Origin of the sequence: Sulfurimonas sp. HSL3-7, assembly GCF_039645985.1 — a bacterium.
Taxonomy (GTDB): domain Bacteria; phylum Campylobacterota; class Campylobacteria; order Campylobacterales; family Sulfurimonadaceae; genus Sulfonitrofixus; species Sulfonitrofixus jiaomeiensis.
The window spans coordinates 452,461-478,120 of record NZ_CP147919.1 but is presented as its reverse complement, the minus strand read 5'-3'; the positions used below and the strand labels follow the sequence as shown (position 1 = coordinate 478,120).

At 47.1% G+C, this 25,660-nt stretch carries 28 protein-coding genes; 14 read left to right on the top strand and 14 right to left on the bottom strand.

What is annotated here, in order from left to right; all coding sequences use genetic code 11:
* Positions 1–40: 40 nt before the first annotated feature.
* Entirely contained in the window at positions 41–688 is a 648-nt protein-coding gene (gene adk / locus WCY20_RS02410; protein ID WP_345976698.1) for an adenylate kinase, read from the bottom strand.
* Positions 689–803: 115 nt separating this feature from the next.
* On the opposite strand from adk, the gene WCY20_RS02405 reads away from it, so the two are divergent.
* The 4 genes from WCY20_RS02405 (at position 804) to der (ending at position 5,278) form a co-directional block, all read left to right on the top strand.
* A complete protein-coding gene (locus WCY20_RS02405) occupies positions 804–1,568 on the top strand; it encodes a TerB family tellurite resistance protein (RefSeq protein ID WP_345976696.1) in 765 nt (254 codons plus the stop codon).
* 71 nt (positions 1,569–1,639) lie between these two features.
* The gene (locus WCY20_RS02400) at positions 1,640–2,848 is read left to right on the top strand and encodes a mechanosensitive ion channel family protein (protein ID WP_345976694.1); all 1,209 of its coding nucleotides are present in this window, start codon (positions 1,640–1,642) and stop codon (positions 2,846–2,848) included.
* A 66-nt stretch (positions 2,849–2,914) separates the two neighbouring features.
* On the top strand, positions 2,915–3,508 hold the full coding sequence (locus WCY20_RS02395) for an LPP20 family lipoprotein (RefSeq protein WP_345976693.1): 594 nt from the start codon (positions 2,915–2,917) through the stop codon (positions 3,506–3,508).
* Positions 3,509–3,742: 234 nt separating this feature from the next.
* Positions 3,743–5,278, top strand: a complete 1,536-nt coding sequence (gene der / locus WCY20_RS02390; RefSeq protein ID WP_345976692.1) for a ribosome biogenesis GTPase Der — start codon at positions 3,743–3,745, stop codon at positions 5,276–5,278.
* A 14-nt stretch (positions 5,279–5,292) separates the two neighbouring features.
* On the opposite strand, the gene hemJ is transcribed toward der, so the two are convergent.
* The 4 genes from hemJ to raiA all read right to left on the bottom strand — a co-directional run bounded on the left by hemJ (position 5,293) and on the right by raiA (position 7,366).
* Positions 5,293–5,724 carry a protoporphyrinogen oxidase HemJ gene (gene hemJ / locus WCY20_RS02385; RefSeq protein ID WP_345976690.1) on the bottom strand — a complete coding sequence of 144 codons (432 nt, stop codon included), beginning with the start codon at positions 5,722–5,724 and terminating at the stop codon, positions 5,293–5,295.
* A gap of 9 nt (positions 5,725–5,733) precedes the next feature.
* Positions 5,734–6,303: a hypothetical protein gene (locus WCY20_RS02380; protein ID WP_345976688.1), complete on the bottom strand. Its 570-nt coding sequence runs from the start codon at positions 6,301–6,303 to the stop codon at positions 5,734–5,736.
* A gap of 126 nt (positions 6,304–6,429) precedes the next feature.
* The gene (trxC, locus tag WCY20_RS02375) at positions 6,430–6,861 is read right to left on the bottom strand and encodes a thioredoxin TrxC (protein ID WP_345976686.1); all 432 of its coding nucleotides are present in this window, start codon (positions 6,859–6,861) and stop codon (positions 6,430–6,432) included.
* A 169-nt stretch (positions 6,862–7,030) separates the two neighbouring features.
* Positions 7,031–7,366 carry a ribosome-associated translation inhibitor RaiA gene (gene raiA, locus WCY20_RS02370; RefSeq protein ID WP_345976685.1) on the bottom strand — a complete coding sequence of 112 codons (336 nt, stop codon included), beginning with the start codon at positions 7,364–7,366 and terminating at the stop codon, positions 7,031–7,033.
* A 138-nt stretch (positions 7,367–7,504) separates the two neighbouring features.
* Here raiA and trpS point away from each other — a divergent pair, with 138 nt between their 5' ends.
* Together trpS and WCY20_RS02360 are read left to right on the top strand one after the other, a co-directional pair.
* On the top strand, positions 7,505–8,470 hold the full coding sequence (trpS, locus tag WCY20_RS02365; RefSeq protein WP_345976683.1) for a tryptophan--tRNA ligase: 966 nt from the start codon (positions 7,505–7,507) through the stop codon (positions 8,468–8,470).
* A gap of 87 nt (positions 8,471–8,557) precedes the next feature.
* Positions 8,558–8,764 carry a hypothetical protein gene (locus WCY20_RS02360; RefSeq protein WP_345976682.1) on the top strand — a complete coding sequence of 69 codons (207 nt, stop codon included), beginning with the start codon at positions 8,558–8,560 and terminating at the stop codon, positions 8,762–8,764.
* Between the two features lie 22 nt (positions 8,765–8,786).
* Here WCY20_RS02360 and WCY20_RS02355 read toward each other — a convergent pair whose 3' ends face one another.
* From WCY20_RS02355 to hemB, 4 genes are all read right to left on the bottom strand, one after another.
* Positions 8,787–9,986 (bottom strand): multiheme c-type cytochrome, encoded by a 1,200-nt coding sequence (locus WCY20_RS02355; RefSeq protein WP_345976680.1) that lies wholly within the window; start codon positions 9,984–9,986, stop codon positions 8,787–8,789.
* A gap of 253 nt (positions 9,987–10,239) precedes the next feature.
* The gene (gene argF / locus WCY20_RS02350; protein WP_345976679.1) at positions 10,240–11,169 is read right to left on the bottom strand and encodes an ornithine carbamoyltransferase; all 930 of its coding nucleotides are present in this window, start codon (positions 11,167–11,169) and stop codon (positions 10,240–10,242) included.
* On the bottom strand, positions 11,166–13,577 hold the full coding sequence (locus tag WCY20_RS02345) for an EAL domain-containing protein (protein ID WP_345976677.1): 2,412 nt from the start codon (positions 13,575–13,577) through the stop codon (positions 11,166–11,168). Before WCY20_RS02345 ends, argF begins: the two co-directional genes overlap by 4 nt.
* A gap of 9 nt (positions 13,578–13,586) precedes the next feature.
* Positions 13,587–14,555 (bottom strand): porphobilinogen synthase, encoded by a 969-nt coding sequence (gene hemB / locus WCY20_RS02340; RefSeq protein ID WP_345976675.1) that lies wholly within the window; start codon positions 14,553–14,555, stop codon positions 13,587–13,589.
* Positions 14,556–14,717: 162 nt separating this feature from the next.
* On the opposite strand from hemB, the gene ribA reads away from it, so the two are divergent.
* The 6 genes from ribA (at position 14,718) to WCY20_RS02310 (ending at position 17,652) form a co-directional block, all read left to right on the top strand.
* Positions 14,718–15,281: a GTP cyclohydrolase II gene (gene ribA / locus WCY20_RS02335; RefSeq protein WP_345976673.1), complete on the top strand. Its 564-nt coding sequence runs from the start codon at positions 14,718–14,720 to the stop codon at positions 15,279–15,281.
* 144 nt (positions 15,282–15,425) lie between these two features.
* A complete protein-coding gene (locus WCY20_RS02330; protein ID WP_345976672.1) occupies positions 15,426–15,959 on the top strand; it encodes a hypothetical protein in 534 nt (177 codons plus the stop codon).
* Positions 15,960–15,968: 9 nt separating this feature from the next.
* On the top strand, positions 15,969–16,544 hold the full coding sequence (gene rsmG, locus WCY20_RS02325; protein WP_345976671.1) for a 16S rRNA (guanine(527)-N(7))-methyltransferase RsmG: 576 nt from the start codon (positions 15,969–15,971) through the stop codon (positions 16,542–16,544).
* Between the two features lie 9 nt (positions 16,545–16,553).
* On the top strand, positions 16,554–16,781 hold the full coding sequence (locus tag WCY20_RS02320; protein ID WP_345976670.1) for a PP0621 family protein: 228 nt from the start codon (positions 16,554–16,556) through the stop codon (positions 16,779–16,781).
* A 9-nt stretch (positions 16,782–16,790) separates the two neighbouring features.
* Positions 16,791–17,183: a hypothetical protein gene (locus WCY20_RS02315; protein WP_345976668.1), complete on the top strand. Its 393-nt coding sequence runs from the start codon at positions 16,791–16,793 to the stop codon at positions 17,181–17,183.
* Between the two features lies 1 nt (position 17,184).
* A complete protein-coding gene (locus WCY20_RS02310; protein ID WP_345976666.1) occupies positions 17,185–17,652 on the top strand; it encodes an NlpC/P60 family protein in 468 nt (155 codons plus the stop codon).
* Between the two features lie 77 nt (positions 17,653–17,729).
* On the opposite strand, the gene WCY20_RS02305 is transcribed toward WCY20_RS02310, so the two are convergent.
* The gene (locus WCY20_RS02305) at positions 17,730–18,746 is read right to left on the bottom strand and encodes an alanine racemase (protein WP_345976665.1); all 1,017 of its coding nucleotides are present in this window, start codon (positions 18,744–18,746) and stop codon (positions 17,730–17,732) included.
* A gap of 42 nt (positions 18,747–18,788) precedes the next feature.
* Between WCY20_RS02305 and WCY20_RS02300 the strand changes: the two genes are divergently transcribed.
* Entirely contained in the window at positions 18,789–19,841 is a 1,053-nt protein-coding gene (locus WCY20_RS02300) for an agmatine deiminase family protein (protein WP_345976664.1), read from the top strand.
* On the opposite strand, the gene WCY20_RS02295 is transcribed toward WCY20_RS02300, so the two are convergent.
* Positions 19,822–19,962: a hypothetical protein gene (locus WCY20_RS02295; protein ID WP_345976662.1), complete on the bottom strand. Its 141-nt coding sequence runs from the start codon at positions 19,960–19,962 to the stop codon at positions 19,822–19,824. The genes WCY20_RS02300 and WCY20_RS02295 overlap by 20 nt on opposite strands.
* A 141-nt stretch (positions 19,963–20,103) precedes the next feature.
* On the opposite strand from WCY20_RS02295, the gene WCY20_RS02290 reads away from it, so the two are divergent.
* Positions 20,104–22,128 (top strand): TonB-dependent receptor, encoded by a 2,025-nt coding sequence (locus tag WCY20_RS02290; protein WP_345976661.1) that lies wholly within the window; start codon positions 20,104–20,106, stop codon positions 22,126–22,128.
* 33 nt (positions 22,129–22,161) lie between these two features.
* Here the strand turns inward: WCY20_RS02290 and WCY20_RS02285 are convergent, their stop codons facing one another.
* From WCY20_RS02285 to WCY20_RS02275, 3 genes are all read right to left on the bottom strand, one after another.
* Complete coding sequence (locus WCY20_RS02285) at positions 22,162–22,725, bottom strand: NUDIX domain-containing protein (RefSeq protein WP_345976659.1); 564 nt, start codon at positions 22,723–22,725, stop codon at positions 22,162–22,164.
* A 205-nt stretch (positions 22,726–22,930) separates the two neighbouring features.
* Complete coding sequence (gene mgtE, locus WCY20_RS02280) at positions 22,931–24,283, bottom strand: magnesium transporter (protein WP_345976658.1); 1,353 nt, start codon at positions 24,281–24,283, stop codon at positions 22,931–22,933.
* Positions 24,264–25,487 carry a peptidoglycan DD-metalloendopeptidase family protein gene (locus tag WCY20_RS02275; RefSeq protein ID WP_345976656.1) on the bottom strand — a complete coding sequence of 408 codons (1,224 nt, stop codon included), beginning with the start codon at positions 25,485–25,487 and terminating at the stop codon, positions 24,264–24,266. The genes mgtE and WCY20_RS02275 overlap by 20 nt, the downstream gene beginning before the upstream one ends.
* Positions 25,488–25,660: the final 173 nt, after the last annotated feature.

Below are 25,660 nucleotides of genomic sequence, written 5' to 3'. Positions count from 1 at the left end.
AAAGTAAGAAGTAAAAACGGTGACAGGCGTCACCTGAGTGTTATTGCAGTTGTGAAACGATCTCTTTTTCGACCGTGTCGATCTTCTGTGTACCGTCAACACGAATATATTTGACAGCGCTGTTCACCGCCGCCTCTGCACTGTAGTAATCCACCAGCGGCTGCGTCTGTTCATGATAGACTTTCAGACGGTCCAGAACGATCTCTTCTTTATCATCGGCACGCTGGATCAGCTCTTCGCCTGTCTCATCGTCTTTGCCCTCTACCTTAGGCGGGTTGTAGACAATATGGTATGTACGGCCGGAGTTCTGGTGTACACGGCGTCCCGACATACGTTTGACAATCTCCTCATCCGGCACATCGATCTCGATGACCGCATCGATAGCAACACCCGCCTCTTTTAACGCATCTGCCTGCGGTACTGTCCGTGGAAAGCCGTCAAGCAGAAAACCGTTTTTACAGTCGGCTTCAGCAATACGCTCTTTGACCAGCCCGATAATAATCTCATCCGTGACCAGCTTGCCTGCGTCCATAAACTCCTTTGCCATCTTGCCCATCTCTGTCCCCGCTTTGATAGCCGCACGAAGCATATCGCCTGTAGAGATCTGAGGAATATCAAACTGTTTTGTTAAAAATTGCGCCTGTGTTCCCTTGCCGGCACCCGGTGCGCCCAATAAAATGATTTTCATTGTCTATCCTAATTTTTTAATGGCCTAATTATACAAAAAAATGCTGTTGGCACCTCTATTTAATCCCTATTGTTTTGATTTTGGCATAATTTCCAAAACATAATATAGGAAACAGATGTCAACAATAATAACATTCATCGTACTTTTTCTCATCTTTAACTGGATCTTCAAAAGTTACCAGCGTTTTCAGCGCCAATTCTATACACAGGGGCAGTTTCAAAGCACTGCGCTGACCTATGAGGCTGTCGCCCACTCCGAGCTTGGTGTCTTTGTCGCCCTCATCGCAAAGGTGGCCAAGGCAGACGGACGGATCCATGAGCTCGAAGCCGAACTTATCGGCAATATCTTCAATGATATCTCCAAAGCCTTTGGCGAATCGCACAAAGAGAAAGTACGCGAACTCCTGAAAGAGATCTTCAAACGCGAGAAAGAGATCATCCGCAATGTCGATACCCTGGCCGCAAGGCTTCAGGCCCTTACCCGCGGCGACAGGCAAAAGCGGTTGATGATGCTGACCTTCCTGATCAATCTTGCTTACATCGACGGTGAGCTCTCCCATGCCGAAGAGAACCTCATCATCAAAATCGCCGCCTTCTTAGAGATCAGCGGCAGTGAAGTCGAAGGGATCATGCAGCGTTTTGCTTCGATGTTCAAGGCCAATGCTTCACAGAGCAGCATCAATGATGCCTATGCTCTCCTTGGTGCTGACAGAGAAGATGACCTCAACGTGATCAAGAAAAAGTACCGCACCCTCGTCAAAAAGTACCACCCCGACATCATGAAGGCCAAAGGGGCCTCGGAAGAGTACATCAAAGACGCGACCAAAAAGGTACAGGAGATCAATACGGCCTATGAGATGATCAAAAAAGAGCGCGGCTAGCATTCTGCTGCGACAAGTCCCTCTTTAAAATAAAATAGCTATTATTTTGCATTCCAAATGCAGGATATACCATGGATACAAATAGAACGACGGACATTACAGACACCTTTGTCGAAGTCACCGATGTCACGAAGATGACACACGCCTTGCATGACAGTATTGAAGAGATTATCATCGCCAAACTTCCTATCCCTCAGGAGGTGGTCAACTTCTTCGCTATCACCCTTTTTGGGAACTCACTTGCAAAATGGGCCTCGGCACTGATCATCTTTTTACTCTTTTTGGCATTGCGCAAACAGCTCTCAAGGGCGGTAACCCTTCTTGCACTAAAATGGGTAAACAAAACAGAGACCGAACTCGATGATCAGATCTTCCATCTTCTTCAACGTCCGTTTGCCTTTGGGATGATCATCTTAGGCTTTAATGTTGCCTTCAGTTTTCTTACCTTCCACGAGGATGTTTCGACAACGATATCACATACCATAACAACCTTGACCATTGCCCTTTTGGCCTGGGTGCTTTATCGTATTGTCGCCCTTTTCCAAAGTTCGGATGAACTGATGGAAAAACGCATCAAAACCGATAACGGCATCACCCTCGCCAAGCTTTTGCTCACTATTTTAAAAGCAATCGTCCTGATCATAGCGGGAATGAACATTCTCTCCACATGGGGGATCAATGTCACCGGTTTTATCGCTTCACTCGGTCTTGTCGGTATGGCTTTTGCTCTGGCCGCCAAAGATACGGCAAGCAACTTTTTTGGCTCCATGGTCATATTTACCGATCAGCCGTTTAAGGTAGGCGACTGGATCAAGACCCCTGAAGTGGAGGGCACGATCGAGCATATCGGTATCCGTTCGACCAAGGTACGGACTTTTGCCCAGGCTCTTGTCAGTGTACCCAACGGCAATATCGCCAACACTGCGATCTTAAACTGGTCAGAGATGCATAAACGCCGTATCAAAATGACACTCGGGTTAACCTATTCAACCACATCGCTGCAGATGCGTCAGATCCTCGAAGAGATTCGGGAGATGCTGCATCATGACGATGACATCCATCAAGAAACCATCTATGTCCATTTTACAGAGTTTCAAGAGAGCGCACTTGGTATCTTCTGTTACTTCTTTACCAAAACAACGCAATGGGGCGAATACATGCAGGTAAGAGAACGTATCAATCTAGAGCTGATGGCGATCGTCGAGAATAATGGTGCCTCTTTCGCCTTTCCGTCTCAATCGCTTTATGTGGAAAGTATGCCCGAAAGCGTCATAAGTTAATGCCGGCTCATTAACCTTTAAGAGGCAAACTTCTATAATCTAGGCAATTTATTCCAAGGATAAGCAATGACAAAAATTTTAGTTTCTTCAACACTTGCAGCCCTTATGCTGGTTGTCTTTAGCGGTTGTGGCGGTGAAGAGCCAAAACCCGTAGCTGCACCGGTACCGATGGCCGAATGTACTATTGACAAAGCCGAAGCACCCTCTTGGGCATGCGGTATGGTCGATGGGTATGATGATATGATCACCTCTGTAGGAACAGCCAAGATGTCAAAAGCCGGCGCTGGTTTTACACGCAGAAATGCTATGGCCAACGGGCGTTCAAACCTTGCACAGCAGATCGAAACACTCGTCAAAGACAAGGTCGAGACCTTCACCCGTTCAACCGGTATCGCCGAAGGTGAAACCGTCGACACCGTCTCCAGCCAGGTCTCCAAGCAGGTAGCAAAAGTAACGCTTAACGGTTCCAAACAGCTCGCCTACTGGCAGCATCCTGAAAACAGTGACATCTACCTTCTTATGGGTGTGACCAAAGAGAGTGTCAACACTTCGGCCAAAGAGAGTGTTGTCTCAAGTTTCAAAAACCAGGATGCATTATGGCAGCAGTTCCAGGCTAAAAATGCACTTGAAAATCTTGAAAAAGAGTTTGAGACCAAATAAAAGAGACCCATCCCAAGCCCAAGGCTTGGGCCCACACACACTATTTTCCTCATTTCGCTATAATTACATCAACAATTCGTCAGTTTTGGGTTAGGGCTCTTCTCTCTTTATATGAAGAAACATAAAAGCAGTACCGATAACAGGTACTTTGGTTTTTATATTTAGATAATCGTATACACTCTTATCCTCCCGCCTCCCCGACTGGCCATTACATCTCAATTAAAGATATAACTTATGAAAAAACTTGCCATTATCGGCCGTCCGAATGTGGGCAAAAGCTCCTTTTTTAACCGTCTGCTCAAACAGCGTGATGCCATCACCTCTGAACAGGCGGGAACAACACGCGATATCAAACGCCGCATACTGGAGCTTGGCGATAAAGAGGTGGAAATCCTCGATACCGGCGGGCTTGATGAAGGAAACGAGCTTTTCGATGCCATCAAAAAGATGTCGATTAAAGCGGCCCATGAAGCCGATATCATCCTCTATATGGTGGATGGAAAAAGCCTACCCGAAGAAGAGGACAAAGCGTTCTTCTATGAGCTTCAGGAGATGGGTAAAACCATGGCGCTTGTCGTCAACAAGATCGACAACGACAAGATGATGGAGAAGGTCTGGGACTATTACGAGTTTGGCTGCGACAATATCTTCGGCATCTCCGTCTCGCACAACCGTCACATAAATGCTCTTCTGGAGTGGATAGAGGAGCAGCTGCCCGAAAAAGAGCCGGAAGAAGAGCGTCTTACCGAAGAGAGTCCTCTCCAGGAAGAGGAGGAGGAAGCTGCTCCCCTAGAAGAGGAAGAGGATTTTGACGACGACTTCTTTGAAGAGATCGAGGATGAGGACGACGGCTATTTCAACCCGTTGCAAGAATATTATGAAGGACTCGAAGAGGCCGAAGAATTTGAAGCCGAAGAGATGCTTGAGGACAAAGAGGCGATCCGCGAATACGACGAAGAGGCGCTCAACAAGATGCGCGTTGCGATTATCGGCCGTGTCAACGTAGGGAAAAGTTCTCTACTTAATGCCCTGCTCCATGAAGAACGTTCGGTTGTCAGCTCCGTAGCGGGTACCACCATCGACCCTATCGACGAAACGGTGGAATACAAAGATAAGGAGATCACCTTTATCGACACAGCCGGCGTCCGCAAACGCGGCAAGATCCTGGGAATAGAAAAATATGCCCTGATGCGGACCGAAGCGATGCTCGAAGATGCCGATATCGCCCTACTCGTCCTTGATGCTTCCGAACCGTTCAAGGAGCTTGACGAAAAGATCGCCGGGCTGATCGACCAGAACAGGATGGCCTGTTTGATCGTACTGAACAAATGGGATATCGTTGACGGTGAGAAATACCAGCAGATCGTACAGGATATACGGGACCGATTTAAGTTTTTACACTATGCTCCGATCATCACGATCTCGGCGCAGAGCGGCCAGCGCGTTCAGAAGATCTATGACAAACTGCTGGAGATCAACGAGAACTACTCACAGCGCATCTCAACGTCTAAACTTAATGAAGTGCTTGAATGGGCGCAACGCAAGCACCACCTCCCTTCGATGAACGGGCAGATGATACGCATCTACTTTGCGACACAGTACGACATCCGACCGCCGCGCATCGCGCTGATCATGAACAAGCCAAAAGGGTTGCACTTCACCTACCGCCGCTACCTTACCAACCAGCTGCGAGAGGCTTTCAACTTCGAGGGTGTCCCTATTCTTTTCAAAGCAAAGGCGAAAAACGAAAAGCGTCGTCTCAAACGCTGATCCGCGAACGCGTCTTAAAACGGTTTTACGACCACCATCGCGACGATCAGAAGCAGCAGGATCGTCGGCACTTCATTATAGATACGAAAGAATTTACCACTTTTTGTACAACTGTCATTCAGCAGCTTCAGACGCAGTCTTCCCAGAGAGAAGAAGTAGGCGATCAGGATCACGACAAAGAAGAGTTTCGCGTGAAACCAGCCGCCGGTAGCAAAGATATTGGTCGGGTAGATGACGATCAGCGTAATACCCGATAACAGTGTTGCCCAGAACCCCGGCACGCCGATATAGCGGTATATCTTCATCTCCATCACTTTTACAACCTCTATAAAGCCTTTATTCTCTGCATTTTCTGCATGATAGACGAAAAGACGCGGTAGATAGAAAAGCACTGCGAACCAGGTGACCATCGAAATAATGTGAAACCATAAAACCCATTGATACATTGTTATCCTTTAAAAGTTTTTCTCTAATGTAAGCATATTGTAGTTCGAACCGCCATGGACCCTGTTGAAAACACCGAATATGCCGGAACGGTGTTTAAGGGTATAGCCAAGATAGAGGTCTCTCAGGCTTTCGACATGCAGCAGTCGTCCCAGGTCCAGATCGGCAGAGATATCAAGATAATTCAAAAACTTCGACGTAGGGTCCAACGTACCATCGCCCTTTCGAGCATCGTCTATTTCCACAATCGGAACCTCGTTAGCAAGGGAAAGTCCCTCACCAAGACCCAAACGTACACGGTTTTGTAAAAAATCAATCTTCCAGTAGACTTTGACATAGAGCGTGATTTCTAAAATATCGTCCGCGTAACCGTTCTCGTCAAAGTACGAGACACCCCCTTTCAGGTACCAGTCCAATGGAAGGTCTGACATATTTTCAACAAAACACCAGCCGGCATCCAGATTGATTACGGACGTGTCTTTCGGGTAGCGGTTCCAATCACCGAGAAGAATCTCTCCAAGATCATTGCTGTCAGCAAAACCGCCGCCTAAACGAATCGAATATACCTGCTCCTCATTCACAATACTTCCTGCATGAAGTGTCATCAACAAAAGAAAAGGCAGTAATAATATAAAACGAATGGAAGACTCCTCAAAATAGTTGAGGAATTATAGCAAAAGAGGGCAAAATACCCCTGTCGAAGGCGTTTATATAAACTGCCCTACCCACTGCTTGATCTGCTCAGAACTTAATGCGCCGGAGACGCGATCAAGCTCTTTGCCGTTTTTAAAAATGATCATCGTCGGGATAGAGCGGATGGCGAAACGGGCAGAAGGTTCTTGGTGCTCTTCGGTGTTGAGTTTGGCAAAACGCGCTTTTAGAACAAAGGCTCGCGCTGCCTCTTCAAAAGCAGGCGCCATCATGCGGCAGGGGCCGCACCAAGGCGCCCAGAAGTCTACAACGACAGGAATATCGCTGTTTACAAGATGATGATCAAACGTAGACGCCTCAAGCTGGATCGGCTTTGTGTCAAGAAGAGAACCTTTGCACCCGCCGCAATTTGCCTTGTTATAAGACGCTTTAAAAGGGATTGCATTGACCTGGCCGCAATGCGGGCAGACAACTTTTATCTTATCCATAATAATCCTTTGCTTTAAACGTAGAGATATCTACAAGATTTTTTATATTAGTAGGTAAAATGACTGCGATATATATATTATCATTATTTCAACTGAGAGAAAGAACGGTTGACTTCGCACTTAGCAGTCTAAAGTCAACCTTTGTTTGCAGGATACGCAGTTTGGAAGATTATACTTCTTGTTCTTCGACTTCCAGATCTTTGATCGAAACAGTGCGGTGATCTGTATTTTTATCATGCATACGGCGGAGCGCTTTGCTAGCACGGTCGATCGCCACATCGATAGCCGCATCAAGATCGCGGTCACTTTGATTGATAACGATCGGCGTATTGTGTGCAATATGGAATTCAAATTCGACACCCACACCGTTTTTTTCTTTTGTCAAAACGACATTTGTAGTTGTAATATCCATACTGAATTTTTTAAATTGTTCGATTGCTGCCTCTATGTGCGCTTTTGTGCTGTCGTTTAAAGTAATATCTTTGGTACGAATTTGAACATTCATAATGAATCCTTTTATTTAATATTTTTAAGAATATCACATCTATTCTAATAAAAAATTGACAAAGCGTGGCTTGCGTTCCAAATAATAGTAAATAGAGGCTAATTGGCTATAATTTTGCAATTAGTTCAAGGAGTATATGTGCGTGTTTTAACTGGAATACAATCTTCTGGCGATCTTCATATCGGCAATTACTTTGGTTCAATAAAGCAGATGATCGATTCACAAGACAACAGCGAGGTATTTGCCTTCATTGCCAACTATCATGCAATGACCAGCGTGAGCGATGGTGAGCGTCTTGCCTCATTGACTATGCAGGCTGCAATCGACTTTTTGGCCCTGGGAATGGATCCGCAAAAATCGACCTTCTGGGTGCAGTCCGATGTCAAAGAGGTGCTTGAGCTTTACTGGGCGCTCTCTGCCTTTACTCCGATGGGACTTCTGGAGCGCGGTCACAGCTACAAAGACAAAACGGCAAAAGGTCTGGCAAGTCAGCATAACCTCTTCTCTTATCCTGTTCTGATGGCCGCTGATATTCTTCTTTTCAATTCAGAGGTCATTCCGGTAGGAAAAGATCAGATCCAGCATGTTGAGATGGCGCGTGACATCGCAACCAAGTTCAACAATCAGCATGGCGATATTTTCGTGATCCCGGAACACCGTGTCGATGACAATGTGGCAACCGTTCCCGGCATCGATGGTCAAAAGATGTCCAAATCCTACGGCAATACTATCAATATCTTCGGTGAAGAGAAAAAGCAGCTCAAAACAGTCAAGAAGATCGTCACTGAAGCCGTCCCCCTGGAAGAGCCGAAAGAGTTTGAAAACTGTAATGTCTACAATATCGCCAGACTCTTTTTGAATCCCCAGGAGCTTACCGAACTTCAGCAACGCTACAGACGCGGCGGCGAAGGGCACGGCCACTTCAAACTCTACCTTCATGATGTGATCTGGGAGTATTTCCGCCCCTATCGAGAGAAACGTGAATATTTTGAAAGCCACCAGGATGAAGTGCGTGAAATCCTTGCCTTTGGTGCAGCCAAGGCACGTAAAGTCGCCTTGCCTATCATCGAAAAAGTCCGTGAAGCGACCGGTATTACGTACTAAATCTTAATCTGCCCAGGGAGCGTAAGCTCCTTATCTCCTCTTAAATCTCTTTAACTATACTTCGCAAAATCATCAAGAAGGAAAAATATGTATAAAGTTATTATAGAAAGAGAGTGTGGCTGCGTCCGTCGTGCCAATATGTCACCGGAATACAGCTACGACGATAAAGACCTTGCCCTGATCGAGGCGGGGGAACTGGCACGCAAGATGAATGACGATTTCTGTGGTAAGCACCAGTTTGCCGTCAGACAAGAAGGTGAAAACTTTCTGATCACGATGCAGATGCGCGGTTAATCGTAAAGAGGGGTATCCCTCTTTAGAAGCGGATATTCGCTTTGGTAATAAACTTTTTCTCTCCCCACTGTTTCTCTTTCAATTTCAACAACTTTCTGATCCGATCATTCACCAATCTGTAAGAGACGGTAACGACAGCATTGCCTACGCCCTTTGGAATGTCAACAGCAAAGGTCCGCTCTGAATTTGCAGGGATCGAAAGATTTTTTGTCGCTTCGACTGCGAGATGCGGGATCGTGTCTTTACCGCGTTTGTCTGTATAGTGCTGCGTCAACGAGATCTGTTTACTCTCGACAACCGCACTTCCGGACTGATAGACGATATCAATAAGCAGTTCTCTTGCTCCGAAACCGGTCGGTATATTGTGCGGGTTTTCATTCACGAGTGTAAGTTTCAGCTTGTTACCCTCTTTTTTGCCGACAAGGCTCAAGGCACCTTCCCACATCGATGTTGTATGCGCGCCGGCAAAACGGTGTTCGCGGACCATGCGTTTTTTCGCTTTACCGTTTTCGGTAGCCAGGGTACTTGCCACCCCCTCTCGTTTTGGGCTCATATGGCAATCGGCGCACTGTTTCGTTGTCTCTTTGTACTCATCTTTGGTATTGGCAAAGACCAGACCGGTTTCCGAACGGTCGTTGGCATGACAGACAAAACAGAGTTTTTTGGAATCCTTGCCGAAAAAGTCACGATACTGGGTCTTGTGATACGGCGAATTTGCATCCTCAAACGGACCGCTCATAACCCCGACGGGGTTCCAGCTGATACGGTGGATCCCCCGTTTTTCAGGTGGCAGACCATCATGTACCTTGTCGATGTTGTGACAGACAAGACAGTTGATCCCCTCCGCAAGCGCATCGCTTGCAACCGCTTTGTTGACTTCTGAGCCTTTGTCCAGCTTCATCACCGCGGCGATCTGATAATCGATACCTGTCTCTGTTACGGCGATACGGGGATTATGGCACACTGCACACTGCACTTTGACCGCATTGATAGGTTTACGCGTTTTACGTTTTACATAATCCATCGAAGCACGAAGATACTCGTCGCTTCCGTAATGCGACTTAGCGTGATACGACGTGCTCCACTGTTTGACGATCGGCATATGACAACTTTTACAGCTGCTTGAATCGTGGTATTTTTGATTGAGCTCAGGGGCTGCTTCTGGTGCTGAACCGTAACTCAGGGTAGCCAGAAGAAGAAGCGAGAATCCGATTTTAAACATAATGTGTACCCTTAATTTTTCTTGATGATAAGAGTATACAATACCATAAGAAAGTTTTTCTTAAATTTATCGTTTATTATATGTTCTTATATCGTAAGATAACGATATGTAATTGATAGCTTTTTTAAGAGGGTCAATTTTTCACGGTTATAAAAGGAAAAGAAGCTTAGGAAGAGTGGCCGTCTAAATACCTTTTTCCGACGTATAAACCGGCGTGCGCGAACGGGCTTGTAAGCCGCTCCTTAACTGGGACCTACCGGTTTGCCTGCTTTTGATACAACCAGACCATCAGTCCTTTTTGCGCATGCAGACGGTTTTCTGCCTCGTCAAAGACAACGCTTTGCGCCCCTTCCAGAACAGCTTCACTTACCTCTTGACCGCGATAAGCCGGCAGACAGTGTAAAAAAAGCGCCTTTTTATTAGCAAGAGCCATCAGTGCTTCATCGACGATAAAACCTTCAAAAGCCCTGATACGCTCCTCTTTTTCATCCTCCTGACCCATCGAAGCCCAGGTGTCGGTTGTCACGACAGTCGCACCTTTGACAGCCTCCTGCGGGGAGTTGGTAAAAACAAGCTTGCCGCCGTTCTCTTGCGCGATTTTCTCAGCTTCGGCTTGAATACCGCTGTCGACCTCATACCCTTTCGGCGTAGCAACACGCAGTTCAAACCCGAGTTTTGCCGCCAGCATCATCCAGGAGTGGGTCATATTGTTGCCATCGCCGATATAGGCGACTACCGGTTCATCGGCACCCTTATGTTCGATCATCGTCATATAATCAGCCAACAGCTGTACCGGGTGGAAGGAGTCCGTCAGACCGTTGATCACCGGCACTTTCGAGTAGGAAGCAAATTCTTCCAGCATCGAGTGGGCAAAGGTCCGGATCATGACCATGTCGCACATGGACGAGATCACACGGGCCGTATCTTTAATCGGTTCACCCCGTCCAAGGTGAATATCGCGGTTCGACAAGAAAAGTCCTTGGCCGCCGAGCTGGAATATTCCTGTTTCAAAACTGACGCGTGTACGAGTGGAGCTCTTCTCAAAAATCATCGCAAGCGTCTTGTTCGGCATATACTGTTTTTGTTCACCGTTTTTAAGCTCGTTTTTGATCTGTAGACCTAAAGCGATGATCTCCAGGATCTCCTCCTTGGAATAATCTTTAAGTGTTAAAAAATGTCTCACTTTTTTCCTTCTTTTTCTAATATCACATCGCAACTCTCTGCTTTGCCAAAGTAGAAGCCTTGAGCGTATTCGATACCTAATTCCTGAATAATAGCATAAATTTGGGGCGTACTTACGAATTCTGCGATCAATTTGATATCAAGTGAGTGTGCCAGATCGACTATCCCTTCGACAATGCTACGGTTTTGGACATTGACATCAATATCTTTGATCAGAGAACCGTCTATCTTGATAAAATCGGGCATGATCTTTGTAAGATAGGCAAAATTTGAATAACCCGTTCCAAAATCATCGATCGATATCTTGCATCCCAATGCTTTGATCCTTTGAATGATCTTGATATACCGTTCTTGCAGCAGCTCTTCCGTTTCAACCAGTTCGATGGAAACACTGGATGCATCAACCTTATGCAGATGCAGACTGGTCTCCAAATAACGCAGCATGTCTTCATCCAGATCATCACGCGTCATATTAATAGAGATATCATTTTTACAATGGTGCATGAGCTCAAAGCTTTGATCGATGATCACCTTGGTCAACCGTTTCTCAAGCCCCATCTTCTGCAAGACAGGCAGAAACTCATAAGGCAGAACAATGTCCGACTCCTCTTCACGCAGACGGACCAATACTTCGAATTTAACGCGACTTCCATCTTTGGTAGAGACAATAGGTTGAAAATAGGTTGCAAATTGATTTCGTTCAAAAGCACTTTTAATGCGTTTTACCCATTCCAGGTTTGTCTTGTATTTGACTTTATAAGAGTCATCCCCGTCATAGACACTGTAACGTTGCTGATGTTTTACAGCATCTTTAACAGCTAATTCCGCCTGGGTCAGAATGGAACTGCTTGTCGATTTCTCACTGCTATTGGCCAGTCCGAAGGTAAAGGTCAACGGCATTGCGATGCCGTTGTAGTTAACCAGGTAGGTATTGCTCAAGGCTTCAACAACACGCGAAATATACTGCTGGTTGGCACATACGATCACAAACTCGTCCGAACCCATGCGATAGACCTGCAGTTTCATCAACGGATTCTTGGCCACCTCCTTGACCAGTCCTTTCAGTACCTCAGCCGCCTCTTTCAGGTAGATATCACCGACCACTTGTCCGAAAGAGTCATTGATAAGTGAAAAGTTATAGATATCGATATAGAGCAGCGTAAACTCTTTTTTCTCTTTTAAAGCCTTGTCCAGAACGCTCAACAACTTAACACGATTTGGCAGTGCGGTCAACGCATCATATTCATAGTTTTGGCGGATGATCTTGATCTGTTTGTTGATCTTCGTATTGAAAGCAAAGAGCTGCCGATAGACCTGCCCGAGTTCACTGGGCGATTTCAAAAGCAGAAACCGCTCTTTTTTCGTATCGTCCAAGCGGCTATTACGTAAAAAATTGAGCATTGTCCGCAATGCTACGTTGATATCCAAAAAAATAAAATAGGCGATCAATCCAACGATCATGATCGGCATGAGCAACATCGCGACATCCTGATAGAGCTTCATTTGATAACGCCCGATCTCCCGGCTTAACTGCGTCGAAAGAAAATCATACTCAAAATCAGAGATCAGCCGCAGATTTCGGATATGGGTCTTGGTCGTACGATTCCAGGATAGCAGGTCAAAAATATCGCTGGTTCCTTTAAAGATATGGTTGCGGAAGTTCTCTTTTTGAATATTCATCTCGACAAAATCGCCGTTACGATAGCTTGAATAGAGCTTGTTCAAAGCCAGAGTATCAGCAAAACGCCTGAAGTCATCAAGCGCGCTTTGGGCTTTGCCCTCAATGATCATGATGACTTCAAAAAGATCTTCAGTGACGATCCCCTCTCCCATCACTGCCATCGTCAGGTCTGTCTCCAGGGCACTGTACTCAATACCATTCATAATGTCAAAATAGGCCATAAACCCGTCACTGCTGTTTTGCTTTGTCATCAGGGCAACAATATCGATAAGATGTTTGATGATCCCATCCGTATAGAAGCGGACTGCTTCGGTTCCGTTCAGGTTCCCGGAAAGGATCTCCTGACGGATGGAAGGAAGTTTGGAAAGGGTCTGCTTGATAACCGTACGCTTCTTCTCATACCGGCACTGCTGCATAAATCCCTGCATCGATGCAAGCTTGTCTGTTGTCTTCTCAGCAGCAGTGTCAAATACTTTCGGGTCATGATCGACATATAAAAAATCAAGTGCGGCGCGTCTCTCTTCCTGAAAGAGCGTCATCAACTCCTCAATCGCTCTCGCTTTCTCCAGTGACTCCGATACGCTTATCTTTTGTTCATAAGCATCGTAGTTCATCGAGATGTAGGAAAGGTTCCAAAAAACAATCCCGGTAATCAGGAAGAGGATGATAAAACCGACTTTAAATTTGACACTAAAACGGCTCAGAAAGTAGAGTATGGTCTCGGTCATCTACGTCTTTTATCCTAGAAGCTTCGCTACTTCTTTGGCATGGTACGAGATGATGATATCTGCGCCGGCACGTTTGAAACTGATCATCGTCTCCATCATGACACGTTCATAATCGATCAGCCCTTTCTCACCCGCGTATTTGAGCATCGCGTACTCACCGCTGACATTGTAGATAGCCAATGGAAGACGGGTGTTCTCTTTAATATCCCGGATGATGTCGAGATAGGCAAGGGCCGGTTTAACCATAAGGATATCCGCACCCTGCATCTCATCGGCAATACTCTCATTGATCGCTTCACGGCGGTTGGCCGGATCCATCTGGTAGGAACCTCTGTCACCGAAAGAGGGTGTCGACTCGGCCACATCACGGAACGGACCGTAATAACCGCTTGCGAATTTTGTCGAATAGCTCATGATCGGCAGATTTTCATAACCGCCTTCATCCAGTGCTTTGCGCAGTGTCTCGATGATGCCGTCCATCATCCCCGACGGTGCGATCATATCGGCACCGGCCTTGGCATGGACCAAAGCCTGTTTGCCGGAGATCTCAAGGGTGGCATCGTTGTCTACCGTTCCATGGACATGGTCGATGATCCCGCAGTGGCCATGGTCGGTATATTCACAAAAACAGAGGTCCGTCACGACGAACATGTCTGGGTGCGCCTTTTTAATGGCACGGACCGCTTCGGCAATGATCCCGTGTTCGCAGAGGGCATCTGAACCGACAGAGTCTTTAACCTCCGGAATACCGAAAAGGATGATCGAGTAAAGTCCCAGATCTTTGAGCTCTTCACACTCTTTAACTGCCTCGTCGATACTCATCTGATAGACACCCGGCATCGACGCAACCTCTGTTTTGATCCCCTCTCCAGGACGCACGAAAAGAGGATAAATAAAATCATCTTTGGAGACATGCGTCTCACGTACAAGTGCGCGGAGATGGGGATTTAAACGGTTGCGACGAAATCGTTGGAACATAAAAAGCCTTTTAAAAACATGATTAATAGAACCACAACTAAATAGATTTTGGTATCCGCACAGGGTTTTAACAGTCGCCACAGGTCGAATAGCTCTTATTTAGGTATAATTCGGGTGCCTAATAGTAGCAATTCGATCATTAAAGTAAGTAGAATAAAAAGTATGAATATAAAAATTTCTGATGTAGCAAATCTTCCGTCGCGTTTCGGCGACTTTAAAGTCAAAGCGTTTAAAGAGGGGCACAAAGAGCATTTGGTCATCTTTAAAGAACCCCTTGATGAAACACCGATTGTCCGCGTCCATTCCGAATGCCTTACCGGTGATGCCATAGGCAGCCTGAAATGCGACTGCCGTGACCAGCTGGAGTTCGCGCTTAGCACCATAGAAAAAGAGGGCGGTATGGTGATCTACCTTCGGCAGGAGGGACGCAATATCGGCCTGCTGAACAAAATCAACGCCTATGCGCTGCAGGACAAAGGTTTCAATACCGTCGAAGCCAACCACCAGCTCGGCTTTGCGGCAGATGAACGCACCTATGAGATCGTGACCACCGTTTTGGAACACTTCGGCATCAAAAAGATACGTCTGCTCACCAACAATCCTGCCAAGATCAACTCTTTGGAGAACATCGAGATCATTGAAAGACTGCCGATCATCATCGATCCGAATATACACAATGAAGGGTACCTTCAAGTCAAAAAAGATGAAATGGGGCACCTGCTTTAAAGAAGCGCACCCTCTTCTCTTCCATTACCATTACGGTGATTATTGTTTCAAAATCATTACATAGCGGCGGAGATGAAGTTTTCTTTGAGCGCTTGTGTTATATGATAAAGATTCAAAAAAACATCTCTTTGAAGGCACTATCCGATGAAATTCCTGACTCTCTTTTTACTGTTCATTCTTCCTCTCTCCCTATTCGCAGACGACGCAGCGTGGTTTGCCGGTATTGACGGCGGTGTCACCGGTGCAAAATTTACAAGCAGTGATATCGACAGTGACTATGAATTTGGCCCGGAATACGGTGGGAAGATCGGTCTTCAGGAAAAAAATGCCCGTATCTACCTGGGGTATACCGCGGCAGACAATATTGACGGTAATATTACTTCCACAAACAATATCTATTTGGCACTTGACGGTATCAGTAACGAGTTTAATGTTATCGCCAAGTCAACAGCCAAATTCTTTTTCGGCATACGCCTGGGTTCAAACACCGCCGAAATTAATGACAAGTCCATAACAGCCTTTATGGGCGGCTTGCAGACAGGGTTCATTTTTCTACTGCCTGTTGACCTTGAGATCGAGCTTGCCTACCGTCACTACCTGACGTTGAGAGATAAAGAGACCAATTTTAATGCCGGCAGCATCTATGGTGCACTTAACTATAAATTTTATTCGTTCTAAGAAGCCGGCATGGATATACAAGCAGCACTGAAAAATGACAATATCGAACTTGATGAACAGTTCTTCAAGTATGTCGAACGCTACAAAGAGCACCTCAAAAAGTGGAACAAGATCCATAACCTTACCGGTGCAAAAAACGATGAGCTGATCGACAAGTTCATCTATGACGCGGTCTATCCGGTCTCTTTCCTGCCTGAAGTCAAAACCATTCTCGACATCGGTACCGGCGCCGGTTTCCCGGGGATGATCCTCGCCTTTGCCCTGCCCCAGACGGAGGTCATTCTGTGCGAACCGCTGCAAAAGCGTGCCAGTTTCCTGCAGTTCATCAAGGCCGATCTGGGGCTAAAAAATGTCACTGTCGCCAACTGCCGTGTCGAAGAGCTCGAACCGCGCCCTATCGAACTTGTCACCTCCCGTGCCGTGACCGATACGAAGATGCTGATGCAGTTGAGCAAGCCTTTTGTACACGAAGGAAGCCGACTGCTCTTTTATAAAGGGGAGAAGGTCTTTGACGAAGTCGATCCCGCGCTCAAACATCAGATCATTCAAACTAAAAAACGGCACTACCTCATCATTGAGATCTAAGGAGAAAAAATGTTGAAACTATTGCTTGTTATCGCTGTCATTGCGGCCGTCTATTTCTTCTTTATTAAAAAAAAGACACCGCTGACCAAAGAGCGTAACGAACATAACAAGAAAGAGAAAGATGAGGATGAAACGATGGTTGCATGCGAGACCTGCGGCACCTACATCAGCACCAAAGAGGCGATCGTCTCTTCGGGTAAATTCTACTGCTCTGAGCAGTGTCGAGACAAAGCCTAAGGAGTCACAATGCTTCTCTTCGGACATCCCTACATCGGTTTTGAACCTTTTTATCATATCGATGAGATCGCCAGTATCGCTCTTACACCGCCCGGCAGCACACTTTTTCTTCATTTTAAAGAGGAAAATCTCGATATTATCATGCATATGCAGGAGAACAACCTCGCCTTTGCCATCGGGGTTGCCGATCTCAGTGAAGTGGTGTTTGCCCACAACCTGGGTGCAAAATATATCATTGTCGGTGAGGCACTGGCAAAATCAGCACAAAATACAGCAGAAAACTATCTGTTTGATGCCAAGATCCTCTGTCGCCTAGCCGACACCGATTCCCTTGAAGAGAAGATCATCGAAGGGATCGACGGGGTTATCTTTCCCGAAGCGATAATCAAAATAAGCGGTTGACATGCGTTATGCTCTTCTATTGGCACTGCTACTGTTTTTGAACGGCTGTTCGACCCGTTCTGCAACCGGCAAGCCCTCTTCGCCTAATGTTCATGTCAACTACAGTGATCTGGACAAACTCTATCCCTACCACAACGAATGGCACCTGACCCCCTACAAATTCGGCGGTTTCGGGCCCAACGGGATCGACTGTTCCGCCTTTGTACAGAGGGCCTATAAAGATCTCTTCCACATCAATCTTCCGCGCACCACAAAAGCGCTGGCTAACTACGGTAAGAAAACGTCTCGCAGCCAGATCCGCACCAGTGACCTGGTCTTTTTCAAAACAGGTTACAACACCCGCCACGTCGGCATCTATCTCAAAGAGGGCGACTTTATGCACGCCTCTTCAAAATACGGCATCATTATCTCAAATTTAGATGACCCCTACTGGCAAAAACATTACTGGATGACAAGAAGAGTAAAATAGCGCCATTGCGGCGTAAAGTGGGTGGAAAGAAGTGACGCTACCCAAGAAGGCAGACCCCGTCCACACCAACGCTGTTGTTACACAACCACCCGTTCAATCTCTGAATGAAGCCCCACAAGGATCTCATAACTGATCGTTCCCGCGGCTTTGGCATATTGGTTGGCATTATCAAAGATCAGAAGCTCGTCCCTCTGGCCCGTAAACGTAGTGTTGTCCATAGAGACACGCCCGAGCAGTCTCTCGCCCTCGGGTGTTGCATAATTGTTCGAAGAGACCCGGTGCAGGCCATCGGCATAACCGACATCATAGGTCGAGACCACCATCGCCTCTTCGGCCCGGAAAGTTGCATTATAACCAACATGCACGCCCTTGCGAAGTTGACGGGTACTGATCTTTTTCGCTACCAATGAAAGCACCGGTTTCAGGTCAGGCTGTTCGAGTGTAGGGGCCATCTCCAGGCAGCCGTACGCCGCTATGCCGACGCGGACCATATCTTCGTCAAACTCTTTATAGCGGAAAGCGGCAGCCGAGTTGGCCGAATGAAAACGCGGGGTCTCAAAACCGTATTTTGTTTTCAGTTTCAAAATATCAGATTTAACTTTTTCAAAATTTTTTCGCTGCCAAAACCACTCCGAGCTCAATGCATCTGCGCTGCGGTTGTGGGTAAAAACACCTTTGAGCAGCAGCCCCCTCGCACTGATAGCTTCCACGGCTGCAGCGACTTCATCCATAGTAACGCCGTTGCGGTGCATCCCCGTATCGACTTTGAGTTCGACCCGGCAGCCTTTTGGCATCTTTTCTATCTGTTCAAGCGAATTGATCGCAAAAAAGAGTTTGTCGTCAACCGCATATTCGTGCCCGCCCAGGATCAGAATATGATCAAAATAGGGCAAAATCGACTGCGCTTCGGTGACATTGTGCACCACCGCGTCTCGTACACCGTATTCGTGTGCAAGTTCTGCAATCTCGAACAGTCCATGACCGTAAGCGTTGTCCTTCAGAACGACAGCGATTTTAGAAACACCACCAATTTTTTGTGCGATAATGTCAAGATTATGAAAAAAAGCCTCGCGGCTGAGTCGAATATATGCCATGCGGGATTATAACAGGCAAATGCCAAATAGGAGATATAAAGAATGCGCATCACCGAAGCAAAAAACAGAGGGGTCAAAGCGGATAGAACATACCTGCCGGCCGAATTTGAAGAGCAGTCCTTCGTACAGCTCATCTTCCCCCACTCGGGCAGCGACTGGGCGCCCTATCTGGAAGCGGCCTCGGAGACATTCGTCAATATCGCGACAGCGATCGCCCGCTTTGAAAAGTGCCTGATCGTCTGCGATGAGATAGAGAAGGTAAAATCCTATTTTTCTGCAACGGACAACATCGACTTCATCACCTGCGAGACAGACGACACCTGGGCAAGGGACTGCAGCGGTATCACTGTGATCGAAGGTTCGGAGCCGACGGTGGTCGACTTCACCTTTACCGGATGGGGCGGCAAGTTCGACGCCTCGCTCGACAATGCCATGACCGCAAAGATCGCCAACTATTACGGTGCCAACTACAAAAAAGAGCGGCTGATCCTTGAAGGCGGGGCCATCGAGTCAAACGGCGAAGGCGTGCTGCTGACCACTACAGAGTGCCTTCTAAACCCAAACCGCAATGTCAAACTGACCCAGAAGTTCGAGATCGAGAACATTCTGAAAGAGGTGCTCGGAACCAAGAAGGTCCTCTGGCTTGACCACGGCTACCTTGCCGGCGACGACACCGACAGCCATGTCGACACACTGGCCCGTTTTGCGGACAGGGAGACGATTCTCTACGTAAAATGCAGCGATGAGGAAGATGAGCACTATGACGCCCTCTCAAAGATGGAGAGAGACCTTCAGGCATTGCGTGACCTTGACGGAGAACCTTTTAAGCTCATCCCCCTTCCGATGACCGATGCCATTTACTACGACGGCGAACGGCTTCCCGCCACCTATGCCAACTTCCTCATCGTAAACGGTGCGGTGATCGTGCCGACCTACAGCGACCGCCATGACGAAGAGGCGCTCTCTGCGATCAAAAAAGCGTTTCCGGAGCGGGAGGTCGTCGGGGTGGAGTGTTCCGTACTGGTCCGCCAGCACGGCTCGTTGCACTGCGTGACAATGCAGTTTCCCAAAGAGGTTACTCTGCAGATTCCATAACGGAAGACGGTGTGTCACCCTTTTCATAGAGCAGCGAAAAACCCGTGTACATAAAATAACCCGAAGCGAGCGCTGCCAGTATGATGAAAATGATGCGTTTGGTTCTGTCTGATCTGTTCATGAAAGAAATTATAGCAGATCGGAACATCGTCGCTGTTGCACTGCGCTTTTTCTGACTATTTCTGCTTTCTTAACACTAATGTAACACTTTTTTTCTATCCTGCATCGAACTTATTGATAGATTATAATTTAAGGAACAAAAATGAAAAGAATTGTCTACCTTTCTCTTGCCTGTGCAGCTATGCTTAATGCTGCAGAGGTCGAGATCGATACGATCGCTGTAGAAAGTACCACACTCGAGGATGTCAGCGGCGAAGAGATCAAATCTGCCGATGCGGCTGTAGCGCTGTCATACAAAGTGCCAGAGGTCTCGCTCGTACGCCGAAGCGGGATCGCCAATGATATCATCCTGCGCGGACAGAAAAAGGACAACATCAATGTCCTCATCGACGACGGCAAGATCTACGGCGCCTGTCCCAACCGCATGGACCCGCCGATCTCGCACGTTCTGACCAACAACATCGAGAGCATCCAGATCGTCGAAGGACCGTATGATGTCGAGAACTTCGGTACCCTCAGCGGTGCGGTCAAGATCACGACGAAAGAGCCTGAAGAGGGTGTCCACGGTGATATCAACTTCGGTGTGGGCAGCTTCGGCTACAAAAAAGCCGCAGGTACGATCACAGGCGGGACGGACCGTTTCAAACTGCTTCTGAGTATGTCGGGCGAGACCAGCGGACAGTACAAAGACGGTGACGGTAATGATTTTGCCGAGCAGATCGACAACTACCTTTCACCTACTGCCGGAGCAGCGTATCAGGACAAATACAGGGACATGGACGCCTATACGAAAAAGACTTTAATGGGAAAACTCTTTTTTAACATCACAGACGACCAGGAACTCCGTTTCGGCTACACCGCCAACCGCAGCGACGACATCCTTTACCCCTCCAGCAAAATGGATGCACTCTATGATGACTCAAACCTCTATACGGCGGAGTACATCATCCGCAACATCGGTGCAGTCTCCAAAGAACTGGACCTTCAATACTACTACTCTGACGTTGAACATCCGATGTCAACTGAGTACAGAGTGTCAAGTACGAAGCCTCTTCCGCAAGGCGGCATTAAAGTCAGTAAACTGACGACTGATATACAGGGCGTTAAGCTCATTAATACTGCTGATATCAACGACAATCTGGAATTGAAAGTAGGCCTTGACGGCAGTAAACGCAACTGGGATGGAAAGTACACCGTAAATGGCGAGTCGGCTTCGACTGTCAATGCCATGTGGAGTGATACCAGTATTACGGATGTTGACACCGTTAATGCTGCTCTCTTCGCAGAGCTTAACCAAAAAATATCAGATCTTACTATCAAGTACGGCTTACGTTATGACAATACCAAGATCACACCGTCAAGTGATCAACCGGATAATGACTATCAATCTGTCAGTGCCAACATCTTCGCAAACTACCAGGCGACAACGAATCTGGGCTTTTTCGGAGGCGTGGGCAAAGCATCGCGTGTTCCTGATGCAAGAGAGCTCTACTTTTACGGACTTATGGGGAATGAAGTTGGTACACCCGACCTTGATCAGACGACAAATTATGAAGTCGACCTGGGGATGGAGAACAAGTATGAAAGTTTCTCTCTTAAAACAAAACTGTTCTACAGCATGCTGAAAGACTATATCTACTACAACTCAAGCAACGTCAACGGCGGTGGTCAAGCTGTAAACGCATTCGAGAACATTGACGCAACGATATACGGCTTTGAGATCACTGGAAGCTACTACGCCCTTGACAATCTCTACGCTGATTTCGGTGTCGCCTACCAGCGCGGTAAAAAAGACAAAGCCCTTGAAGGTCAGACGAACACCAACCTTGCAGAGATTCCGCCTCTTAAAGGTAATGTCGCGCTTAATTATGTCTACTACCAAGAAAGTACTGCGACAGTTGAATTTGTCGGTGCCGATACATGGAAAAACTATGATAGTGATAATGGCGAACAGGAGATCGCTTCATGGGGCATCATGAACCTGAAGATCGACCATAAACTCCCTTACGGCTTCGGCATCGCTGCCGGTGTTGACAATGTCTTTGACAAGACCTATGCTGTTTCAAACACCTATAGCGATCTCACCCTGCTGACAGGCGGTGACGAGGTGATGCTGCTGAACGAACCGGGTCGTTACTACTACGTCAGCGCAAGCTACAAATTCTAACCTTCTTCTCACAATCCGGGGTTTTCAAAACCCCTATTTCAACTTGGAAAACCACCATGTCATCGCAAACATGATGCCGGGTGTTTTCGCTTTAGACTCATTATAAATAAACTCTTTAGCTTCATGGACCGGTAGATAAACGACTTCTATCGCTTCATCGTGAATACCGCCGCCATCGCTTACCCTGTCCTCATCATCGACCGCAACATAATAGAGTTCCTGTTTTGCCCCTGCAAAACCGACGGCCGTATAGAAGGATGTCACTTTCTTGATGCGATCAGGTTTGACTGCATAACCGGTCTCTTCCAAAATCTCCTCCTGGGCGATCTCAAGCAGTGACAGATCTTTATCGACGATGCCTGCACAGAGCTCATAGGTGAAACCGTCCCTGTTATTCAAATAGACCGGAGGACGGAACTGTTTGACAAGGACAAACGCTTCTCTGCCCTTATGATAGATCAGCACGGCAACGCTGTCGTGCACCTCCACCAGGTCCCACGTCTTTTCTTCTCCGCCTTGCGTGTAATGCATGCGTTTCGATTTAACGAAATTGGAATCGGCACATGCGCTGAATGAAATGTTTTCTATTTTATACATGAAATAATTATATCGGAAATGAGGGTAAAGGGATTATAGAAAGGTGGCGTAGCTCACCTGATTCCAAACTGATTTTTTGAAAGGTTCAGATTTGGTGCAGATTGTGGAAAATGTTTTGCCGACTGCGCACTGCTGTGCGCCGAGAGCAAAATGTTTGCACACGATGCGCCGATACCCGAAGGGGCAGACCCAGCTGGAACTTTCACTATTTTATCAGTATTAAACTGGCAAGCCCCAGGAAACTTAAAAAGCCAAAAACATCGGTTGCAGTGGTCAGCAATACCGACGAGCCGACCGCCGGATCAATGTTCATCCGCTTCAGCAAAAGAGGGATAAAGGCACCGAAGAGTCCGGCGATCAAAAGATTGAAGATCATTGCCAAACCGATAACCAGACCCAATCTTGGGACATCAAACCAGATATAGGCGACAATACCCATCAATACGGCGAAGATAAACCCGTTCAAGAGCGCAACCGTCGCCTCCTTGATGACCGCATCTTTGGCATTGACGACATCGATATCACCAAGCGCCATCTTACGGACCATAACGGTCAGTGTCTGCGTACCGGCGTTGCCGCCCATTGAAGCGACGATAGGCATCAAAATAGCAAGTGACACAAAAGCAACCAGCGTTTCATCGAACATCCCGATAACGATGGAAGCCAAAATGGCCGTAAAGAGATTGATCAGAAGCCACGAAGCACGCTTTTTGAAGACCTCAAAAAGATCTTCCTCCAGCTCCGCTTCATCATTTACCCCGGCCAGGTTGTAGATCTGTTCCGTCGCGCGGTCTTCGATGACATCATAGATATCGTCCGACGTGATACGCCCGACCAGATGTCCCTGGCGATCGACAACAGGCAATACGGAGAGGTCATACTGTTCGAACATCGATGCGACCTCTTCGATCGGTGAAGAGACTTCGACAGAACGAAACTCTTTGGATTCCAGCTGTTCCCTGAAGGTCTTGGAGAAGTCAAACAAGATCACGTTTTCAAGAGGAATCGTCGCGATCAGCCGCCGTTCATCGTTGATGATGAAGACCTGATGTACATTCTCGATCTCATCCAGCTCTTTCATTCTCTTTAGGCGATCACGGGCATCTTGTATCGTCTCATCCAGAGTCGCGTCAAAAACCTCGATCTGCATCCATGCACCGGCCTGGTCCTCTTCATAATGGCGAAGGTGTGCGATCTCTTCACGATCTTCATCATCAAGATGCGCAATAACCGCCTCACTTTTATCCTCATCGACTTCGTCAATGTCCTGAACCAGGTCGGCCGCATCATCCGATTCGAGCCCCTCGACCGCTTCTGCAAGCTCTTTTGTCGAGTAGAAGGTGATCGCTTCATCTTTGAGCTTTTCAGGCAGTTCGAGGAGTACATCCCCGCGGGAATCCTGCGGAAGACGCGACAGTGCTAAATAGAAAGCCTCTTTATCTTCGCTTCGGATCTTTTTAAGGAGGTACGCGACCTCACTGGCGTGCAGGTCATGTTCCTCACTGCCGTTAAGGTAAAGTTCCAGAGCATGTTGCATCTCATTTTCGTACTGTTTCATTACGCTCTGCCCCCTCTCCAAAATCATCATGCTTCACATAACAGACGGGATCAAAATCAAAAAACCGTTCAGCCTGTTTATTGCTGGCCAAAATCATTTCCGCCTCTTCGTCATAATGTTTTACAATATTGTCAAACTGCTTTTTCTTTTTGCCTGTCAATTTTTTGGTTGTCACCTGAATGACGCTGCGCGGATTGATCGCACGGTTGTGTTTATACAGGCCGAAGTGAAGATGCGGCCCGGAAGAGAGACCCGTTGTCCCGACATATCCGATGATCTCGTCTTTTTTGACCCGTTTGCCGCGCCGCATGCCCGCACGAAACTTTTTCTGATGAGCATAAAGTGTCATATACCCGTCGGCATGGCGGATCTTCATCACGTTTCCGTAACTCGGGCTGCGGCGTGCTTCGATGATCGTCCCTGCTCCGGCAGCATGGATAGGGGTCCCTCTCGGCGCGGCATAATCCATTCCCAAATGCGCCCGATATTTGTGCAGGACCGGGTGCCAGCGCCGTTTGGTAAAGCCGGAACTGATCCGCGCACGTTTTACCGGTTTAACAAGCAGGAAGCCTTCGACCTCATGCCCTTTGGCATCATAGTAACGTTCATCTGCACCCAGATAGACCCCGTGCCATTTGCCGTGAAGACGGATTTTTGCCAATTGCAGACGCGGCATGGAGAACGGTTTTCCGAAGCGATACTTCTGATCATATATCATGACCAAGGGATCATCTTTCTGTACATGTAGAGCAAAATTGATCGACTTTCTGAATCCACTGATAAAGGCACTCATCGCCCGTTTGGAATGTGTCGCATCGTAGATAGCAGAAGAGGGGTTACTCGTTATCGTCGTTGTAAAAGACTGAATCTTGGTATTGTATATAATCGGGATCGCTTCAAACACATACTTTCCCTTTCTGTCCTGATAGATATGCAGCTGCAGTTCATCGGAGATAGGAATAAGTACCTGTTGGATGGCTGTCGCGTTGTCATCACGGAGGATCTGATAACGGACACCGCTGTAGATCTCTTCGGTCAGCTTTCTGTCCTCGCTGTCAAGATTCCAGTAAAGCGTACGTGAAGGCAGGTCGTGTTTGGCTAAAAAACTGAGATAGGTCATACCGTTATCCCAGCGCAGATAGTCCACCTTTGCCGCACTCAACACAAGAGGAAGTAAGATCAAAATAAGTAGCCGCTGTATCAACACTTCTTCCTTGCATTTAATTTTGTCAGGATATCGAACTTTAACTTACCAAGAGCTAATATAGTCCCTTGTTTTGGTGCTTTCCAAAGACAGCCACCCATTCGCTGTATTTTTTCTTCTGCCGTCTCCGCTAAGGTCTCGACAAAGAAAAACTGAGCTATAATTGCTCAACA

Bases quoted from the DNA above. Each gene is read 5' to 3' on its own strand.
- trxC (WP_345976686.1), bottom strand. From the start codon at position 6,861: ATGGATAAGATAAAAGTTGTCTGCCCGCATTGCGGCCAGGTCAATGCA.
- ribA (WP_345976673.1), top strand. From the start codon at position 14,718: ATGAATATAAAAATTTCTGATGTAGCAAATCTTCCGTCGCGTTTCGGC.
- mgtE (WP_345976658.1), bottom strand. From the start codon at position 24,283: ATGAAACAGTACGAAAATGAGATGCAACATGCTCTGGAACTTTACCTT.
- WCY20_RS02290 (WP_345976661.1), top strand. From the start codon at position 20,104: ATGAAAAGAATTGTCTACCTTTCTCTTGCCTGTGCAGCTATGCTTAAT.
- WCY20_RS02320 (WP_345976670.1), top strand. From the start codon at position 16,554: ATGTTGAAACTATTGCTTGTTATCGCTGTCATTGCGGCCGTCTATTTC.
- WCY20_RS02360 (WP_345976682.1), top strand. From the start codon at position 8,558: ATGTATAAAGTTATTATAGAAAGAGAGTGTGGCTGCGTCCGTCGTGCC.
- WCY20_RS02395 (WP_345976693.1), top strand. From the start codon at position 2,915: ATGACAAAAATTTTAGTTTCTTCAACACTTGCAGCCCTTATGCTGGTT.
- rsmG (WP_345976671.1), top strand. From the start codon at position 15,969: ATGGATATACAAGCAGCACTGAAAAATGACAATATCGAACTTGATGAA.
- der (WP_345976692.1), top strand. From the start codon at position 3,743: ATGAAAAAACTTGCCATTATCGGCCGTCCGAATGTGGGCAAAAGCTCC.
- WCY20_RS02295 (WP_345976662.1), bottom strand. From the start codon at position 19,962: ATGAACAGATCAGACAGAACCAAACGCATCATTTTCATCATACTGGCA.
- WCY20_RS02285 (WP_345976659.1), bottom strand. From the start codon at position 22,725: ATGTATAAAATAGAAAACATTTCATTCAGCGCATGTGCCGATTCCAAT.
- hemJ (WP_345976690.1), bottom strand. From the start codon at position 5,724: ATGTATCAATGGGTTTTATGGTTTCACATTATTTCGATGGTCACCTGG.
- WCY20_RS02330 (WP_345976672.1), top strand. From the start codon at position 15,426: ATGAAATTCCTGACTCTCTTTTTACTGTTCATTCTTCCTCTCTCCCTA.
- WCY20_RS02310 (WP_345976666.1), top strand. From the start codon at position 17,185: ATGCGTTATGCTCTTCTATTGGCACTGCTACTGTTTTTGAACGGCTGT.
- hemB (WP_345976675.1), bottom strand. From the start codon at position 14,555: ATGTTCCAACGATTTCGTCGCAACCGTTTAAATCCCCATCTCCGCGCA.
- WCY20_RS02355 (WP_345976680.1), bottom strand. From the start codon at position 9,986: ATGTTTAAAATCGGATTCTCGCTTCTTCTTCTGGCTACCCTGAGTTAC.
- WCY20_RS02400 (WP_345976694.1), top strand. From the start codon at position 1,640: ATGGATACAAATAGAACGACGGACATTACAGACACCTTTGTCGAAGTC.
- WCY20_RS02405 (WP_345976696.1), top strand. From the start codon at position 804: ATGTCAACAATAATAACATTCATCGTACTTTTTCTCATCTTTAACTGG.
- WCY20_RS02305 (WP_345976665.1), bottom strand. From the start codon at position 18,746: ATGGCATATATTCGACTCAGCCGCGAGGCTTTTTTTCATAATCTTGAC.
- raiA (WP_345976685.1), bottom strand. From the start codon at position 7,366: ATGAATGTTCAAATTCGTACCAAAGATATTACTTTAAACGACAGCACA.
- WCY20_RS02315 (WP_345976668.1), top strand. From the start codon at position 16,791: ATGCTTCTCTTCGGACATCCCTACATCGGTTTTGAACCTTTTTATCAT.
- WCY20_RS02345 (WP_345976677.1), bottom strand. From the start codon at position 13,577: ATGACCGAGACCATACTCTACTTTCTGAGCCGTTTTAGTGTCAAATTT.
- adk (WP_345976698.1), bottom strand. From the start codon at position 688: ATGAAAATCATTTTATTGGGCGCACCGGGTGCCGGCAAGGGAACACAG.
- WCY20_RS02300 (WP_345976664.1), top strand. From the start codon at position 18,789: ATGCGCATCACCGAAGCAAAAAACAGAGGGGTCAAAGCGGATAGAACA.